Origin of the sequence: Pseudomonas sp. B111 (assembly GCF_026428275.1) — a bacterium.
GTDB classification, from domain to species: domain Bacteria; phylum Pseudomonadota; class Gammaproteobacteria; order Pseudomonadales; family Pseudomonadaceae; genus Pseudomonas; species Pseudomonas aeruginosa.
The window spans coordinates 2550156-2565426 of sequence record NZ_CP097857.1; the positions used below are offsets into that span (position 1 = coordinate 2550156).

A 15271-nucleotide genomic window follows, 5' to 3' on the forward strand; every position below is an offset into this window, starting at 1 on the left:
CTTCAGAGCGCTACCACCCGCCCCGGCGTCAGTGCGGTCTCGACGGCGGCGATGCCATTGCGCAGCGGCGCGCCGAACTCGGCCATGGCGATCTCGAAGACATCCCCCGGAGCAGCCTTGATCCCGTCGGCGAAGGACAGCGTGGCGGTACCGAAGTAATGCACGTGGACGTCGCCCGGACGGAGGAACTGCGCGTACTTGAAATGGTGGTACTCGAGGTTCTCCAGGCTGTGGCACATGTTGTCCTCGCCGGAAAGGAACGCCTGCTGCCAGAGCACTTCGCCGTCGCGCAGGATCCGGCTCTCGCCCTGCAGGTGGCGCGGCAGTTCGCCGACTCGCAGCTCCGGCCCGTAGCAGCAGGCGCGTAGCTTGGAATGCGCCAGGTACAGGTAGTTGCGGCGCTCCATCAGGTGGTCGGAGAACTCGTTGCCCAGGGCGTAGCCGAGCCGGTAAGGCCGGCGGTCATCGCCGATCAGGTAGAGCCCGACCAGCTCCGGTTCCTCGCCGGCGTCCTCGGCGAAGGCCGGTAGCGGGAAGTCCGCGCCGGGTCGCACGACGATGCCGCCGTCGCCCTTGTAGAACCATTCAGGCTGCGCGCCGACCTGGCCCGCCGGTGGCTTGCCGCCCTCCAGGCCCCACCTGAAGATGCGCATGGTGTCGGTCAGCGCGGTCTCGTCGCCCTGGTTCTGCTGGTGCATGCGGTCGCGCGTCGCGGCGCTGCCCAGGTGGGTCAGGCCGGTGCCGCTGACCAGGCAATGGGCCGGGTCGTCATGATCCAGCGGCGGCAGCACCCTTCCCTCCTCCAGCAACCCGGCATAGTCCGGGCCTGGCTCGCTGCCTCGGCGCAGCACCTCGTCGTGCAGGCCGCTGCCCGCGCGAATCGCCGCCAGCCCCAGTTCGCGCGTGCTGCGCACGCCGCGCAGCACCTGTATCCCGGCGCCTTCGACGACGCCGACCCGGCGCTGCCCTGCCCGGTCCTCGAATTGAATCAGCCGCATCTCGGCTCCTCCTGTGGGCTCCGACTATCACTCGATGATGATGAAATCCTTGAGGTGCTCTTCGGATATCTCCAGGCCCAGGCCGGGCTTGTGGTCGTCCAGCTGGATATAGCCGTCGACCGGCTGCGGCTCGCCCTTGAACACGTAGTAGAACAGCTCGTTGCCGACCTCGACGTCGAACACCGGGAAGAACTCGGCCATCGGCGAGGCGGTGCTGGCCATGGTCAGGTGATAGTTGTGCAACTGTCCGGCGTGCGGGATCACCGGCACCGACCAGGCCTCGGCCATGGCGTTGATCTTGCGCGCGGCGGTGATCCCGCCGACGCGGTTGGTGTCGTACTGGATGACGTCCACCGCGCGGCGCTCCAGCAGGTCCTTGAAGCCGTGGCCGGTGAATTCGTGCTCGCCGCCGGAGATCGGCATGATCCCCATCTTCTTCAGCTCGACGTAGCCCTCGATGTCATCGGCGATCACCGGCTCCTCCAGCCAGCGCGGTTCGAACTCGGCGAGCTTCGGCAGCATCCGCCGGGCGTATTCCAGGGTCCAGCCCATGTAGCATTCGAGCATGATGTCGATGTCCGGCCCGGCCAGTTCGCGTAGCGCGCGGACCTGCTCGATGTTCCTGCGCATGCCCGCCGGGCCGTCCTTGGGGCCATAGCCGAAGCGCATCTTCAGCGCGGTGAAGCCCTGGTTCAGGTAGCCCTGGGCCTCTTCGAGGAAGGCGTCGAGGTTGTCGTTGGCGTAGAGCTTCGAGGCGTAGGTCCAGATCTTCTCCTTGGTGCGGCCGCCGAGCAGCTTGAACACCGGCTTGTTCACCGCCTTGCCCATGATGTCCCAGATCGCCAGGTCCACCGCCGAGATGGCTGCCATGCCGATGCCCTTGCGGCCCCAGGCGTGGGTGCGGCGATACATCTTCTGCCAGATGTACTCGTTGTCGAACGGGTCTTCGCCGATGCAGATCGGCGCCAGGTAGAGGTCGACGATTTCCTTCGCCACGCGCGGCGCCAGGGCGCAGTTGCCGATGCCGACGAGGCCGTCGTCGGTCTCGATCTCCACCACCAGCCAGCCGTGGAAGCGGAACGAGCCCATGGCGTCTCCTTTCTCGAACAGGATGTCGCTGGCATTGGTGCAGAAGTGCGCCTGCGGCGGGACGACCTTGCCCTTCCATTCGAAGACGCGGGTACGGACGGATTTGATTTTCATGTCGCAGCTCCTATCGGTGCGTAGTGTGGGTCAGCCGGCCTGCCGCGCTCGCAGCGGGACGGACGGCGATCCGGAGGTCTTCAGCCGGGCCAGCAGGCAGGCGCCGAGCAGGCCGACGGCGGCCAGGGCGAACATGCCGGCGCGCGGGTCGGCGAACTGGCTTTCCATGAGGGTCTTGAGGTTCGGCGCGACGAAGCCGCCGAGGTTGCCCAGGGAGTTGATCAGGGCGATGCCGCTGGCCGCGGCCGCACCGCTCAGGTAACCGGTGGGAAGGGTCCAGAACAGCGGCTGCACCGAGACGAAGCCGGACGCGGCGAAGCAGAAGGCGATCACCGCCAGGCCCAGGTTGCCGGCCAGCGCCGAGGCGGCGATGCCGGCTGCGGCCATGCCCAGCATGGCCACCGCGAGCTGGCGGTGCAGGCCGCTGCGATCGGCCTGGCGGGTCACCAGGCGCGTTACCACCAGGGCGCAGACCCAGGGAATCGCGGTGATCAGGCCGACGTTCAGGCCGACCTGGCCGTCGAGGAAGCTGGCGATGCGGGTCGGCAGGTAGAACACCACGCCGTACACGCTCATCTGGATGGTGAAGTAGACCAGGCAGAACTTCAGCACCTGGCCGCTGCGCAGAGCGCTGAGGAAGCCGTGCGGGCCGCGTGCCTGTTTGCGGGTGTCTTCTTCGGCCAGCTCGCCTTCCAGCGCCCGCTTCTGCTCGTCGCTCAGCCAGCCGGCATCGCGCGGGCGGTCGACCAGGTAGAAGTAGGCGGCAATGCCGACCAGCGAGGCCAGCAGTCCCTCGGTGACGAACAGCCACTGCCAGTTGGCCAGGCCGAAGATGCCGTGGAACTCCAGCAGCCAGCCGGACAGCGGACCGCCCAGCACCAGCGCCAGCGGCAGGCCGAAATAGAACAGGCCGAGCGCCTGGGCACGGCTGCGCTGCGGGAACCAGTAGGTGAGGTAGAGGATGATGCCGGGGAAGAAGCCCGCCTCGGCGACGCCCAGCAGGAAGCGCAGGACATAGAAAGTCATGGCGTCGTCGGCGAACATCATCGCCGCCGAGACCAGGCCCCAGGTGACCATGATCCTGCACAGCCAGACCCTGGCGCCGAGGCGGTGCAGCATCAGGTTGCTGGGTACCTCGAAGCAGGCATAGCCGATGAAGAAGATGCTCGCGCCGAACGCGAAGGCGGCATCGCCGAGGCCGGTGTCGGCTTGCAGGAAGGCCCGCGCGTAACCGACGTTGGCCCGGTCGATGAAAGCCAGTACATACATCAGGACCAGGAAAGGCAGGAGCCGCAGGCGGCTGGTGGCGATCGCCGAGGACAGCAGCCTGGCGTGGTCGTTCATGGCGCTCATGGAGGGCTTCCTTCTTGTTGTTGTTCGACGCGGAGGCGGCATGGCCGCTTGCGTTGGGCCGACTGTAGCCAGGCCGCTCCCGCGCGGATAATCACTTCTGCGCATTCATCGATAACCCCAGGCAATACCTTTTCACCAATCAGCCAATCGCCGGTTATCGGGCAGCAGCGAGAACGGCCCTGCGCTCAGAGCAGCGGCAGGGAATACGAGAGGATCAGGCGGTTCTCGTCGACATCGGCGGCATGGTTGGACCGCAGCATGGCGTTGCGCCAACGCAGGCCGAGGTTCTTCAGCGGGCCGCTCTGGATCACGTAGGCGACGTCCACGTCGCGTTCCCAGGCGCGGCCGTCGTCCATCGCCTTCGTCCGGGCATGGGCGCCGCTGGCGTAGCGGGCCATGGCGGTCAGCCCGGGAATGCCCAGGGCGACGAAGTCGTAGTCGTAGCGCAGTTGCCAGGAGCGCTCGCCGGCGCTGGTGAAGTTGCGCACCTGGATGTCGTTGACCAACGGCGTGCTGGTGCCGGCGATGTAGAGCATCCCGTCGTCGCCGTACATGCGCTGGTAGCCGGCGCCGAGGCTGTGGCGGCCGCGGGTCGCGCTGAAGAAACCGGTCAGCGCGCGATTCTCCAGATCACCGAGCTTCGCGGCACCTTCGTCGCGCGTGTCGAAGAGCCCGACGCTGGCGCCCAGGCGCCAGCCGCCGAAGCTCTGCTTGTGGCTCAAGCTGTAGTAGTCCTGCCGGTAGATGTCTTGCAGTCGCGCCTGCCACAGCCCGACCTGGCTGCGCTCGGCATTGAAGCGGTACTCCGCGCCCAGGTAGTCGAAACGGTCGGAGAACACCCCGCCGCGCCCATCCACCGAGAGGTCCTGGTGGTCGCTGGAGTTGCGCTGGCTGAGCGAGCGCATCTGCCCGCCGTGCAGGGTCAGGCCGGCGATTTCCCTGGAGGTCAGCATGCCGCCCTGGAAGGTCTGTGGCAGCAGGCGGCCGTCGTTGCGCAGGAGGATTGGCAGTTCCGGCAGCAGTTCGCCGAGCTTCAGCTCGGTATTCGACAGCTTCAGCTTCGGCGCCACGCCCAGTCGCGCGTAGTCGTCCGCGGCGCGTCCGTCGGCGTGGCGTGGCAGCAGCCCGGAGCCGGCACGATCAGGACTGCTGTCGAGCTTCAGGCCGAGCTGGCCGATCAGCTCGACGCCGAGGCCCAGGGTGCCCTGGGTATAGCCGGATTTTGCCTGTAGGAGAAAGCCTTGGGCCCACTCCTCCTGCTTCGACTGCGCCGCGCCGGGCTGGCGGAAGTCGCGATTGAAATAGAGATTGCGCAGGCCGAGGCTGACGCTGGCGTCTTCGATAAAGCCCTCGGCGCCGGCGAGCGACGGCAGGCCGGCCAGCAGGACCGGAGCGAGCGAGGCGGATTTCAGCAGGTTCGGAGCGGAACGGGTCATTGTTGTTTTTCCTTTTCCCAGGCCGAAGCGAGCCGTGGAGCGCTGCGGCTCCAGGCGATGTGTCTCTCGTCGAAGGTGCGACGCCTCCTGCCCCGCCGCGACGGTACAGGGAGGCGCCAGGGAGCGCGTTACGAAGGGGCGGCGCTCTGGTTGTCGCGTCGCATGCAGGCGATCAGGCTTTGTGCCTGCCCATCCGGCAGGCGATCTCGAACGCCTGGCGGGTGGCGCCGACGTCGGCCCTTCCCTGCCCGGCGATATCGAAGGCGGTACCGTGGGCCGGCGTAGCGATGGGGATCGGCAGGCCGCCCTGGACGGTCACGCCGCGGGAGAAGCCCATCAGCTTGATCGCGATCTGCCCCTGGTCGTGGTACATGGTCACCACCGCGTCGAAGGCACGGGCGTCGCCCTGCACCTTGAGGAAAATGGTGTCGGCGGGATACGGGCCGTCGGCGGCGATCCCCTGTTCGCGCGCCTTCTGCACCGCCAGAGCGATGATGTCCAGCTCCTCGCGGCCGAAGCTGCCGTTGTCGCCGTTGTGCGGGTTCAGTCCGCAGACGCCGATGCGCGGCCGCGCCAGGCCGCTGCGGCGCAGCGCGTCGTCGATCAGGCGGATCGCCTCCCCTACCCGCTCCTGGCTGAGCAGGCCCGGCACCTCGGCCAGGGCTACGTGGGAGGTCACCCGCGAGGTCCAGAGGTCGTCGAGGACGTTGAACTCGCAGAACGGGCCGCCGAACCCCAGGCGCTCGGCGAACCAGTGCAACTCGTCGCTGTGGTCCATGCCGGCCATGTGCAGCGAGGTCTTGTTCAGCGGGCCGAAGAGGATCGCGTCGGTCCTGCCGCTGCGGGTCAGTTCGAGGGCCAGCGCGAGGGTTTCCAGGCTGTAGCGGCCACCGACGGCGCTCGCTTCGCTGCGTGGGAACTCGTCCCCGCCCTGGCTGAGCCAGGGATGCAGCAGTGGCGTGGCGTCGGCGAAATCCAGGGTCTCCAGCGCGTCGATGCGTCGGTAGGGGAATTCGCAGCCGGCGATGCGCATGCCGCGGCGCATTTCCGCTTCGTCGGCGATCAGCACGATGTGCGCCTTCTCGCGCACCTCGGTGTCGGCCAGCAGGCGGGCGATCAGTTCCGGGCCGATGCCGGCCGGATCGCCCAGGACCATGGCCAGTCGCGGTAGGGATGGAGCGTTCATGGGGAAGTCCTCGGGTCGGGCGACGCCTGCTGCAGGCGCACGGTGTCGGGTACGGTGCGGTAGATGCGCCGCGCGTTGCTATGGAAAAGCCGTTCCTGGTCGGCGTACGGCAGGTCGACGACGATGCGTTTGAAACCGCCATAGATGTCGTCGAACGAGCCGCACAGGCTGTCCACCGGGAAGTTGCTGGCGAACATCGCCCGCTCGACGCCGAACAGGGCGATGCTTTCGCGGACGATCCAGGCGTTGTCCTCGACGCTCCAGCGCCGGCCGGCCTGGCCGATGCCGGAGATCTTCAACGCCACGTTGGGGCATTCGGCGAAGCGCGCCATGGCCCGTTGCCAGGCGGCCAGCCCCTCCTCGCTGCGATCGGACGGCAGGCCGGCGTGGTTGAGCACGATCAGCGTATCGGGGAAGTCGCGCGCCAGGCATGCGGCCTCGGCGAGGTTCCACCAGGGTGTCTGCAGGTCGAAGTGCAGGCCGTGCCGGGCCAGCTCGGCATAGCCGCGACGCCAGCGCTCGTCGCTCATCAGGCTGCGCAGCTCGCCGACCTGTTGCGGGCGTTGCGGACCGCCGGGCTTGTGGCGGACGCTGCGGACCCGTGCGAAGCCCGCCTGCGCCGCCAGCACCTCGGCGGCGTCCGGCGCGTCCAGCCAGGCCTGCGCCACCACTGCGTGGGGCGCGCCATGGCGTTCGGCGAGGTGATGCACGAAGCGGGTTTCGCCGAGCGGATCGCGCGGGTCCCACTCGGTTTCCACGTAGACCGTCTCGACCACCCGGTGTGCGCCGACGTCGCCGAAGTAGTCCGCCGGCAGGTAGCGGCGCTTGATCGCGCTGTAGTCGCCGTAGCGGAACGGAATCTTGGCGTCCTCCGCGAGCCAGGGGTGGTAGTTCGCCTGCGGGTCCCAGAAATGATGATGGGCGTCGACGATCGGCCCGTCGTACAGCTCAGCCATGCTTTGCCTCGGTCTTGTCCAGGGAAATCAGCAGGGTGCCGACGATGAAGGCTGCCGAGCAGAGGGCGAAGAAGCCCAGCACCGCGGCATATCCGCCCAGGTGTTGCAGCAGCAGCCCGACCAGGATCGGCACGGCGATGCCGCCGAGGCTGCCGGCCATGTTCATCACCCCGCCGACCAGGCCGACCCGGGCCGGAGTGGCGAGCAAGGCCGGAAAGCTCCAGTACAGGCTGCCCCACATCAGGAAGAAGGCAGTCAGCGCCAGCAGGGTCACGGCGGCATAGGCATCTTCCAGGCTCGGCAACAGCAGGAAGGCGACCAGCGCCGCGAGGCCCGAGACCGTCAGCAGGCCCTTGGCCGCCAGGCCGCGGCGCACGCCCTTGCGGATCAGCAGGTCGCAGAGGAAGCCGCCGACCAGGGAACCGACGGCGCCGCAGAGGAAGATGACGAAGGTCGCGGCGCCGATACCCTTGATATCGAAGCCGCGCGCCTGCGCCAGGTAGCTAGGACCCCAGGTCAGCAGGCCGAAGAACACCATGGCCCAACTGGCGCGGCCGAGGACGATACCGACCAGGGAGCGGCCGGCGATGCCCAGTCTTCCGCCGGCCTGGCAGTCCGCTTCGGCGAGCGGGGTGGTGCGGTCGGCGTTGATCCGGTCCAGCTCGGCGGCGTTGACCCCGGGATGCTCGGCCGGGTCGTCGCGCAGGTAGTGCCAGGCCAGCCAGGCCATGGCCAGGGTGGCGATGCCGGCGATGAAGAAGGCGCTGCGCCAGGAGCCGAGCACGGCGATCAGGTAGGCGATGACCAGTCCGCCGAGAGCGACGCCCAGCGGCCCTCCGCAGTCCATCAGCACGGCGCCGCGGCTGCGTTCGCTGGAGCCCAGCCACAGCGAGTTGAGCTTGCCGCCGGAGGGGAACAGCGGCGCTTCCGCCGCGCCCAGGGCGACCCGGGCGAACATCAGCGACAGGCCGCCGCTGGCGAAGGCCGCGAGGGTCTGGAAGGCTCCCCAGAGGCCGGTGGACCAGCCGATCACCCGGCGCGGGCCGTAGCGGTCGATCAGCCAGCCGCCGGGAATCTGCAACAGCGCGTAGGCCCAGAAGAAGCTGCTGAGGATCAGCCCCTGCATGCTCGGCGTGAGCTGGAATTCACCGGCGATGGTGGGCATGGCGATGGACAGCGAGACCCGGTCGACCAGGTTGATCACCGTCAGGGCGAAGACGATGGCGAAGATGCGCCAGCGGACGTTGCTGGGTTTTGCGGCAGTGGCCTTGTCCTGGGCAGGATCAGCCTGGAGCACGGCGGTCTGTGCCTGAGCCATGGGTCGTACCTCTTTTATTGTTGTTCTTGTGCTGCGGAACTGGGTTGGCAGGTCCGGCAGGCCCACTATCCGGCTTTCCATCGATAACCGTCTAATCAAAGCTGCTCATACGGCCATTTCCTACGGTTATCGCTCCAGGTATCCGACATCCGCTTCCACTCATAACCCCAGGCTATCGGTGTATGCCTTATTTTGAGTGGACGCTTATCGGTTCGCTTCGCACACTCCGCTCTACCCATAACAACAATGACAACCAGAGGTCCTCCATGCGTACCGCATATGCGCGCTCCGTCCCCTCCTTCCTGGCCGCTTGCGCCCTGCTCTGCTGCACCGCCCTGCCCGCCCTGGCGGCTGCCTGGAAACCCGAAGAGAACCTGGAGATCGTCGTCGCCGGCGGTCCCGGTGGCGGCACCGACCAACTCGCCCGCCTGGTCCAGTCGGCGATCAGCCAGAACAAGCTGCTCGACGTCAACACCGTGGTGCTGAACAAGGGCGGCGGCAATGGCGCCGAAGCCTTCCTCGACCTGAAGCTGGCCAAGGGCAACGCGCACAAGCTGGTGATCGGCACCAACAATGTCTACCTGCTGCCGCTGGTGGCCCGGCTGGGCTACCAATGGACCGACCTGACGCCGGTGGCAGCGGTGGCCGAGGACGACTTCATCCTCTGGACCTACCAGGCGGCGCCGTGGGCGGACGCCGCGGCGTTCCTCGCCGATCTGAAGAAGGACGCGGCAGGCATGCGCTTCGGCGGCAGCCAGTCGAAGGACGTCGACCAGACTCTAAGCCTGCTGCTCGGCAAGCAGGTCGGCGGCAAGCTGACCTACATCCCCTTCAAGAGCGGCAGCGAGGCGTCCATCCAGTTGGCCGGCAGGCACATCGCCGCCAACCTCAACAACCCGGCGGAAAGCCTCAGCCAGTGGCGCGGCGGCCAGGTCCGGCCGCTCTGCGTGTTCAGCCACGAGCGCATGATCTACACCGCCAAGGTCGCTGCCGAGCAGTCCTGGGCGGACATCCCCACCTGCCACGAACAGGGCCTGGGCATCGACCAGTACCGCTTCCCGCGCACCGTGTTCCTGCCCGGCGGAGTCAGCGACGAGCAGCGCGCCTTCTACGTCGAGTTGATGCGCAAGGTCAGCCAGACCGCCGAGTTCAGGGACTATGTCGAACGCTCGGCGCTGGCGCCGACCTTCCTCGCTGGCGAAGACCTAGTGAGCTACATCGAGAAGGACCGCCAGCGCGTCATCCCGCTGTTCCAGGAAGCCGGCTGGCTTCGCCAGTAACCCGCGTAGCGCGACCAGGAGACGAACATGTCCAGCTCATCCGATGCGCCGCTGGTCGCCACCCGCTGGGTGGAGATCGGCCTGGCGCTGTTCACCGCCGCGCTCGGCGCGATCGTCATGTACGGCAGCCAGGATATCGGCATCGGCTGGGGCGACAGCGGCCCCGAGGCCGGCTATTTCCCCTTCTACATCGGCCTGCTGCTGAGCGCCGCCAGCCTCGGCAACCTGCTCTTGGCCCTGTGCCGCTGGCGGGCGCTGGGTACCTCGTTCGTCGCCCGCACGGCCTTTCGCCGGGTGCTTGCGGTGTTCCTGCCGATCGCCGCCTACGTGGCGGCCATGCCGTTCGCCGGGATCTACCTCGCCTCCGCGTTGTTCATCGCCTGGTTCATGTGGCGCGACCGTAGCCGCGACAAACCCTACGGCGTGCCGCTGATCGTCACGCTGTCCTGCGGCGCGGCGCTGGCCAGCTACCTGGTCTTCGCCGTCTGGTTCAAGGTGCCGCTGGATGCCGGAATACTGGCCGACCTCGCGGCCTTCGTCGGGAGCGCCAGGCCATGAGCGAATTCGATTCCCTGATGCAGGGCATGAGCCTGGTCCTCAGCGCCCATCACCTCGGCCTGATGGTGATCGGCGTGCTGCTCGGCATCCTGGTCGGCGTGCTGCCGGGCCTCGGTGCGCCGAACGGGGTGGCGCTGCTGCTGCCGCTGACCTTCAGCATGTCGCCGGTGTCGGCGATCATCCTGCTTTCCTGCATGTACTGGGGCGCGTTGTTCGGCGGCTCGATCACCTCGATCCTGTTCAACATCCCCGGCGAGCCCTCGTCGGTGGCCACCACCTTCGACGGCTACCCGATGGCGCGCAACGGCCAGGCCGGCGAAGCGCTGACCGCCGCCTTCACCTCGGCGCTCCTCGGGGCGCTGGTCGGCGTGCTGCTGCTGACCTTCCTGTCCACCCATATCGCTCGCTTCGCCCTGGCGTTCAGCTCGCCCGAGTTCTTCGCCGTCTACCTGCTGGCGTTCTGCACCTTCATCGGCATGAGCCGCAACCCGCCACTGAAGACCCTGGTGGCGATGACCATCGGCTTCGCCATGGCCGCCGTGGGCATGGATACCGTGTCCGGCGACCTGCGCCTGACCTTCGACCAGCCCTGGCTGCTTTCCGGGCTGAGTTTCGAGGTGGCGGTGATCGGCCTGTTCGGCATCGGCGAGATCCTCTGCACGGTGGAGGAAGGCCTGGTGTTTCGCGGCGAGCGCGCACGCATCACGCCGATGGTGATCCTGCGTACCTGGGCCAGGCTGCCGCGCTACTGGCTGACCTGGCTGCGCAGCGCGCTGGTCGGCTGCTGGATGGGCGTCACTCCGGGCGGCCCCACCGCCGCCTCGTTCATGAGCTACAGCCTGGCGCGGCGCTTCTCGAAGAACCGCGAGAACTTCGGCAAGGGCGAGGTGGAAGGCGTGATCGCTCCGGAGACTGCCGACCACAGCGCCGGCACCAGCGCCCTGCTGCCGATGCTGACGCTCGGCATCCCCGGCTCGGCGACCGCCGCGGTGATGCTCGGTGGCCTGATGATCTGGGGGCTGCATCCCGGGCCGACGCTGTTCGTCGAACAACACGACTTCGTCTGGGGCCTGATCGCCAGCATGTACCTGGGCAACGTGGTCAGCCTGATCGTGGTACTGGCGACCGTACCGCTGTTCGCCTCGATCCTGCGGATTCCGTTCGCCATCGTCGCGCCGATCATCGTCATGGTCTGCGCCATCGGCGCCTACTCGGTGCACAACGCCATGCTCGACGTGGTCCTGATGCTGCTGTTCGGCGCGCTCGGCTACCTGTTCAAGAAACTCGGCTACCCCATCGCCCCGCTGGTGCTCGCCGCGGTGCTCGGCGACAAGGCCGAGGACGCGTTCCGCCAGTCGATGCTGTTCTCCGACGGGCAACTCTCGGTGTTCTGGTCCAACCCGCTTGTGGCCAGCCTGACCGGCGCGGCGCTGGCGATGCTGCTCTGGCCGTTGCTGGCGCGGTGCGCCGGGGCGCTGTTCCGGCGTGGCCGGCGGAGTCTCCGGCATGCCGCCTGAGCCTGCGTCTGGCGGCGGGGTGGATTTCTTGTCACCCTGGGTCTCCCCGCCGCCAGCGAGATACGCCATGTCCCGGATTCCCGACGCCAGCATCATCCACAGCCGCCTGCGCCTGCGCCAGTTGCGCCTGATGCTGGCCCTGGAGGAACTCGGCTCGCTGCGCCGCGCCGCCGACGAGATCGGCATGACCCAGCCGGCGGCGACCAAGATGCTCCACGAGGCCGAAGACCTGCTCGGCGTCGAGTTGTTCGAGCGTTTGCCGCGCGGCATGCGCGCGACGCCTTTCGGCGAGACGCTGATCTATTACTCGCGGATGATCTTCGCCGAGCTGTCCGGGATGCGCGAGGAACTGGTTGCCCTGGAATCCGGCAACCTCGGCCGGGTCACCGTCGGAGCGATCCCGGCGCTGGCCTCGAGCCTGCTGACGCGCACCATCGCGACCCTGAAGCAGAGTCATCCACGGCTGTCGATGAGCATCCAGGTGGACACCAGCGACGTGCTGGTCCAGGCCCTGCAACAGGACCAGCTGGACGTGGTGCTCGGACGCATCCCCAGCGGCGCGCGCACCGACGACCTGGTGTTCGACAGCCTCGGCGAGGAAGAGCTCTGCGTGGTGGTCGGCGCGCAGAACCCGTTGTCGCAGGCACGCAAGCTGGACTGGGGCGAGTTGCAGGAGCTGACCTGGGTGTTGCAGCAGCACCCCAGCCCGATGCGCGGGATCGTCAACCAGGCCTTCCACAATGCGCGCATCGACCTGCCGAGCAGTATCGTCGAGACCACCTCGATCATGACCCTGCTCTCCCTGCTGCAACAGACCGACATGATCGGCATCACTCCACGCTCGGTGATCGAGGACTACCCGGGCAAGCACCTGCTGGCGATCCTGCCGATCCAGCTGGAGCCGCGCCTGCCGCCCTATGGCCTGATCACCCGACGCAACCGGGTCCACTCCTCGGCCATGCAGACCTTCATGGCCAGCGTACATGCCGAACAGGCGCGGCACCTGGCGAAGTGAGCGGCACTAGCACTAGCACAAATGAGCTAATAGCCGCGAGCCGGCTGGACCTCTAACATCCTCGGGCATTTCAACGGAGTGAATGCCATGCCCTCGATCAAGCCCTTCGGTCTCGCCCTGCTCGTCCTCGGTCTCAGCGCCTGCGCCTCCCTCGGTCAGTCGGGGAATCGCGACAACGAGGTCAAGGTCGCCGCGCAGAAGCTCATCGGCCAGCCCGCCGACAAGGCCTTCGAACTGTTCGGCAAGCCCGACCAGGGCCTCGGCCCTTCGTCCTACGGTAGCGGCGGCTTCTACGCCTGGAACCGCGTGCGGACCCACATGGGGCCGGACAAGGTCTTCATACAGACCGGCACCGAGTACGTCGGCCAGCGCGAGACCTGGGTCGGCGTCGGTGGCCAGGGGGTCGCCGGCATGGCGCCGGTGAGTAGCGAGGCGGTCTATCGCAAGACCGGCTACTACGAGAACGAGACCATCCTCGATTATTTCTGCAGCATCACCCTGTACACCGACAGCCGGGACATCATCACCAACGCCAGCGTGATCGACTGCCGGGACAGCCGCTGACGGGGCCGCCGGGCCCCGGCCTTCCTTCTCGACGACGAACCCCCGACGCGGAAGCCCTGCGGACCATGGCGTTACGCTATCGTTTTTTATTTCCTTGAATCCTTGTTTTCATACCTCTTATTTCGTCTGGAAATAAGATAGATCGATTCATTCTTTTCTCCCGACCCTTGGCCCCTGCCAAACTCCCTTCGCCACGGGATCCCCCCCGCGCCGACATGGCGGCATTCCCATCCGGAATGTCCGCCCCACATTGCAAGGCCCTGATCGTCGATCGCGGCCGACAAGGAGCTGGAACTTTCATGAAGAAACTCCCCGCCATCACCGCCCTCGCCCTTGCCCTGATCTCCGGCCTGGCCCAGGCCGACCGCCTGGAGGACATCCGCAAGGCCGGCGTATTGCGCGTCGCGTCCTTCGACAGCAACCCGCCGTTCGGTTTCGTCGACGCCAAGAGCAAGCAGATCGAAGGCCTCGACGTCGACTATGCCAAGGCCCTGGCCGACAAGCTGGGCGTCCGGCTGCAAGTGCTGCCGACCAACCCGGCCAACCGCATCCCGCTGCTGACGGCGAACAAGGTCGACCTGGTCCTGGCCAACTTCACCATCACCCCGGAGCGTGCGCAGCAGGTGGACTTCAGCATCCCCTACTTCTCCTCCGGCCAGCAGTTCATCGTCAAGAAAGGCACCCTGACCTCGCCGGAAGTCCTCAACAAGTGGCGGGTCGGCGTGGACAAGGGCACGGTCAACGAAGGCGTGCTGCGCGAGAAGTTCCCCGGCGCCAAGGTCATCGCCTACGACGACACGCCCTTCGCTTTCACCGCCCTGCGCAACGGCCAGGTCCAGGCCATCACCCAGGACGGTCCGAAGCTGATCGGCCTGCTGGCCAACGTGCCCGACCGCGACAAGTACGAAGTGCCGCCCTTCACCATTTCCAACGACCTGATCGGCGTCGGTATTCCCAAGGGCGAGAAGTCCCTGACCGAGTTCGTCGACAAGAGCCTGCGCGAGCTGGAGCAGGACGGTCAGGCGCAGAAGATCTACGACACCTGGTTCGGTCCGCAGACCAAGACCCCGCTGGCGCGCCTGTACAAGATCGGCGACAAGAGCTGAGCGGCCCGCTTCGCCCGCACGACCCGCGCGCCTCACTTCGCTGAGGCGCGTTTTTCGTTCTACCCGACGGAATCCCGCACATGTTCGGCGAACTTCTCGCCCCGCAGTACCTGCGCTGGTTGCTCGACGGCTTCCTGCTGACCCTCGGTCTTGCCCTGCTCAGTTGCCTGCTCGCCACCCTGATCGGCGCCCCCCTGGCCATCGCCCGGCTGTCGCGCCGGCGTCTGCTGTCCTGGCCGGCGCGCGCCTACCTGGCGCTGTTCCGCAATACCCCGCTGCTGGTGCAGTTGTTCTTCTGGTACTTCGGCGTTCCCGCGCTGCTGCCGGAAGCGCTGGTGAGCTGGCTGAACACGCCGCACGAGACGCCCTTGCTCGACTGGCCGTCCTTCGAGTTCCTCGCCGGTGCCTGGGGGCTGACCCTCTATACCTCGGCTTTCGTCGCCGAGGAGTTCCGCGCCGGCATCGCCTCGGTACGCCCCGAGCAGCGCGCCGCCGGCCTCGCGCTGGGGCTGACCCAGCGCCAGGTATGGCGCGTGGTGGTGCTGCCGCAGGCCCTGCGCACGGCCCTGCCGCCGCTGCTCGGGCAGTACATGAATGCGCTGAAGAACTCCTCGCTGGCGATGGCCATCGGCCTGGCCGAGCTGTCCTACGCTTCGCGCCAGGTGGAAACCGAGACCTTCAAGACCTTCCAACCCTCCTCTACATCGGCGCCATCGCCCTGATCGAAGCCTTCGGCCAGGCGTTGCAGCAGACCCGCCGCTACCGCCAGGGAGGTGCCTGA

General features: G+C 67.2%; 13 protein-coding genes and 1 pseudogene. 7 read left to right on the forward strand and 7 right to left on the reverse strand.

Annotated elements, in window-relative coordinates:
* Positions 1–2: 2 nt before the first annotated feature.
* The 7 genes from araD1 to M6E97_RS11850 all read right to left on the reverse strand — a co-directional run bounded on the left by araD1 (position 3) and on the right by M6E97_RS11850 (position 8450).
* Positions 3–998 (reverse strand): AraD1 family protein, encoded by a 996-nt coding sequence (araD1, locus tag M6E97_RS11820; protein WP_003111007.1) that lies wholly within the window; start codon positions 996–998, stop codon positions 3–5.
* A 27-nt stretch (positions 999–1025) separates the two neighbouring features.
* The gene (locus M6E97_RS11825) at positions 1026–2201 is read right to left on the reverse strand and encodes an L-lyxonate dehydratase (RefSeq protein ID WP_003111006.1); all 1176 of its coding nucleotides are present in this window, start codon (positions 2199–2201) and stop codon (positions 1026–1028) included.
* Between the two features lie 30 nt (positions 2202–2231).
* Positions 2232–3554 (reverse strand): MFS transporter, encoded by a 1323-nt coding sequence (locus tag M6E97_RS11830; RefSeq protein WP_023091831.1) that lies wholly within the window; start codon positions 3552–3554, stop codon positions 2232–2234.
* Between the two features lie 185 nt (positions 3555–3739).
* Positions 3740–4990: an OprD family porin gene (locus M6E97_RS11835; protein ID WP_011666668.1), complete on the reverse strand. Its 1251-nt coding sequence runs from the start codon at positions 4988–4990 to the stop codon at positions 3740–3742.
* Positions 4991–5162: 172 nt separating this feature from the next.
* A complete protein-coding gene (locus M6E97_RS11840; RefSeq protein ID WP_034005606.1) occupies positions 5163–6176 on the reverse strand; it encodes a 4-hydroxythreonine-4-phosphate dehydrogenase PdxA in 1014 nt (337 codons plus the stop codon).
* Positions 6173–7132 carry an amidohydrolase family protein gene (locus M6E97_RS11845; protein WP_003123451.1) on the reverse strand — a complete coding sequence of 320 codons (960 nt, stop codon included), beginning with the start codon at positions 7130–7132 and terminating at the stop codon, positions 6173–6175. Before M6E97_RS11845 ends, M6E97_RS11840 begins: the two co-directional genes overlap by 4 nt.
* Positions 7125–8450 (reverse strand): MFS transporter, encoded by a 1326-nt coding sequence (locus tag M6E97_RS11850; RefSeq protein ID WP_034005605.1) that lies wholly within the window; start codon positions 8448–8450, stop codon positions 7125–7127. Before M6E97_RS11850 ends, M6E97_RS11845 begins: the two co-directional genes overlap by 8 nt.
* Positions 8451–8716: 266 nt before the next feature.
* On the opposite strand from M6E97_RS11850, the gene M6E97_RS11855 reads away from it, so the two are divergent.
* The 7 genes and pseudogenes from M6E97_RS11855 to M6E97_RS11885 all read left to right on the forward strand — a co-directional run bounded on the left by M6E97_RS11855 (position 8717) and on the right by M6E97_RS11885 (position 15271).
* Complete coding sequence (locus M6E97_RS11855) at positions 8717–9730, forward strand: Bug family tripartite tricarboxylate transporter substrate binding protein (protein WP_003111000.1); 1014 nt, start codon at positions 8717–8719, stop codon at positions 9728–9730.
* Between the two features lie 27 nt (positions 9731–9757).
* The gene (locus M6E97_RS11860) at positions 9758–10288 is read left to right on the forward strand and encodes a tripartite tricarboxylate transporter TctB family protein (protein ID WP_004349699.1); all 531 of its coding nucleotides are present in this window, start codon (positions 9758–9760) and stop codon (positions 10286–10288) included.
* Positions 10285–11805, forward strand: a complete 1521-nt coding sequence (locus M6E97_RS11865; protein ID WP_003089051.1) for a tripartite tricarboxylate transporter permease — start codon at positions 10285–10287, stop codon at positions 11803–11805. The genes M6E97_RS11860 and M6E97_RS11865 overlap by 4 nt, the downstream gene beginning before the upstream one ends.
* Positions 11806–11872: 67 nt before the next feature.
* The gene (locus tag M6E97_RS11870) at positions 11873–12820 is read left to right on the forward strand and encodes a LysR family transcriptional regulator (RefSeq protein WP_003089050.1); all 948 of its coding nucleotides are present in this window, start codon (positions 11873–11875) and stop codon (positions 12818–12820) included.
* An 87-nt stretch (positions 12821–12907) separates the two neighbouring features.
* Positions 12908–13384 carry a hypothetical protein gene (locus M6E97_RS11875; protein WP_034005603.1) on the forward strand — a complete coding sequence of 159 codons (477 nt, stop codon included), beginning with the start codon at positions 12908–12910 and terminating at the stop codon, positions 13382–13384.
* 299 nt (positions 13385–13683) lie between these two features.
* On the forward strand, positions 13684–14490 hold the full coding sequence (locus tag M6E97_RS11880) for an ABC transporter substrate-binding protein (RefSeq protein ID WP_003124678.1): 807 nt from the start codon (positions 13684–13686) through the stop codon (positions 14488–14490).
* An 80-nt stretch (positions 14491–14570) separates the two neighbouring features.
* Positions 14571–15271: pseudogene (locus M6E97_RS11885) on the forward strand (amino acid ABC transporter permease).

Excerpts from the sequence above, each read along its gene's own strand:
- araD1 (WP_003111007.1), bottom strand. The coding sequence starts at position 998 with ATGCGGCTGATTCAATTCGAGGACCGGGCAGGGCAGCGCCGGGTCGGC.
- M6E97_RS11865 (WP_003089051.1), top strand. The coding sequence starts at position 10,285 with ATGAGCGAATTCGATTCCCTGATGCAGGGCATGAGCCTGGTCCTCAGC.
- M6E97_RS11855 (WP_003111000.1), top strand. The coding sequence starts at position 8,717 with ATGCGTACCGCATATGCGCGCTCCGTCCCCTCCTTCCTGGCCGCTTGC.
- M6E97_RS11850 (WP_034005605.1), bottom strand. The coding sequence starts at position 8,450 with ATGGCTCAGGCACAGACCGCCGTGCTCCAGGCTGATCCTGCCCAGGAC.
- M6E97_RS11845 (WP_003123451.1), bottom strand. The coding sequence starts at position 7,132 with ATGGCTGAGCTGTACGACGGGCCGATCGTCGACGCCCATCATCATTTC.
- M6E97_RS11880 (WP_003124678.1), top strand. The coding sequence starts at position 13,684 with ATGAAGAAACTCCCCGCCATCACCGCCCTCGCCCTTGCCCTGATCTCC.
- M6E97_RS11870 (WP_003089050.1), top strand. The coding sequence starts at position 11,873 with ATGTCCCGGATTCCCGACGCCAGCATCATCCACAGCCGCCTGCGCCTG.
- M6E97_RS11840 (WP_034005606.1), bottom strand. The coding sequence starts at position 6,176 with ATGAACGCTCCATCCCTACCGCGACTGGCCATGGTCCTGGGCGATCCG.
- M6E97_RS11875 (WP_034005603.1), top strand. The coding sequence starts at position 12,908 with ATGCCCTCGATCAAGCCCTTCGGTCTCGCCCTGCTCGTCCTCGGTCTC.
- M6E97_RS11835 (WP_011666668.1), bottom strand. The coding sequence starts at position 4,990 with ATGACCCGTTCCGCTCCGAACCTGCTGAAATCCGCCTCGCTCGCTCCG.
- M6E97_RS11860 (WP_004349699.1), top strand. The coding sequence starts at position 9,758 with ATGTCCAGCTCATCCGATGCGCCGCTGGTCGCCACCCGCTGGGTGGAG.
- M6E97_RS11830 (WP_023091831.1), bottom strand. The coding sequence starts at position 3,554 with ATGAGCGCCATGAACGACCACGCCAGGCTGCTGTCCTCGGCGATCGCC.
- M6E97_RS11825 (WP_003111006.1), bottom strand. The coding sequence starts at position 2,201 with ATGAAAATCAAATCCGTCCGTACCCGCGTCTTCGAATGGAAGGGCAAG.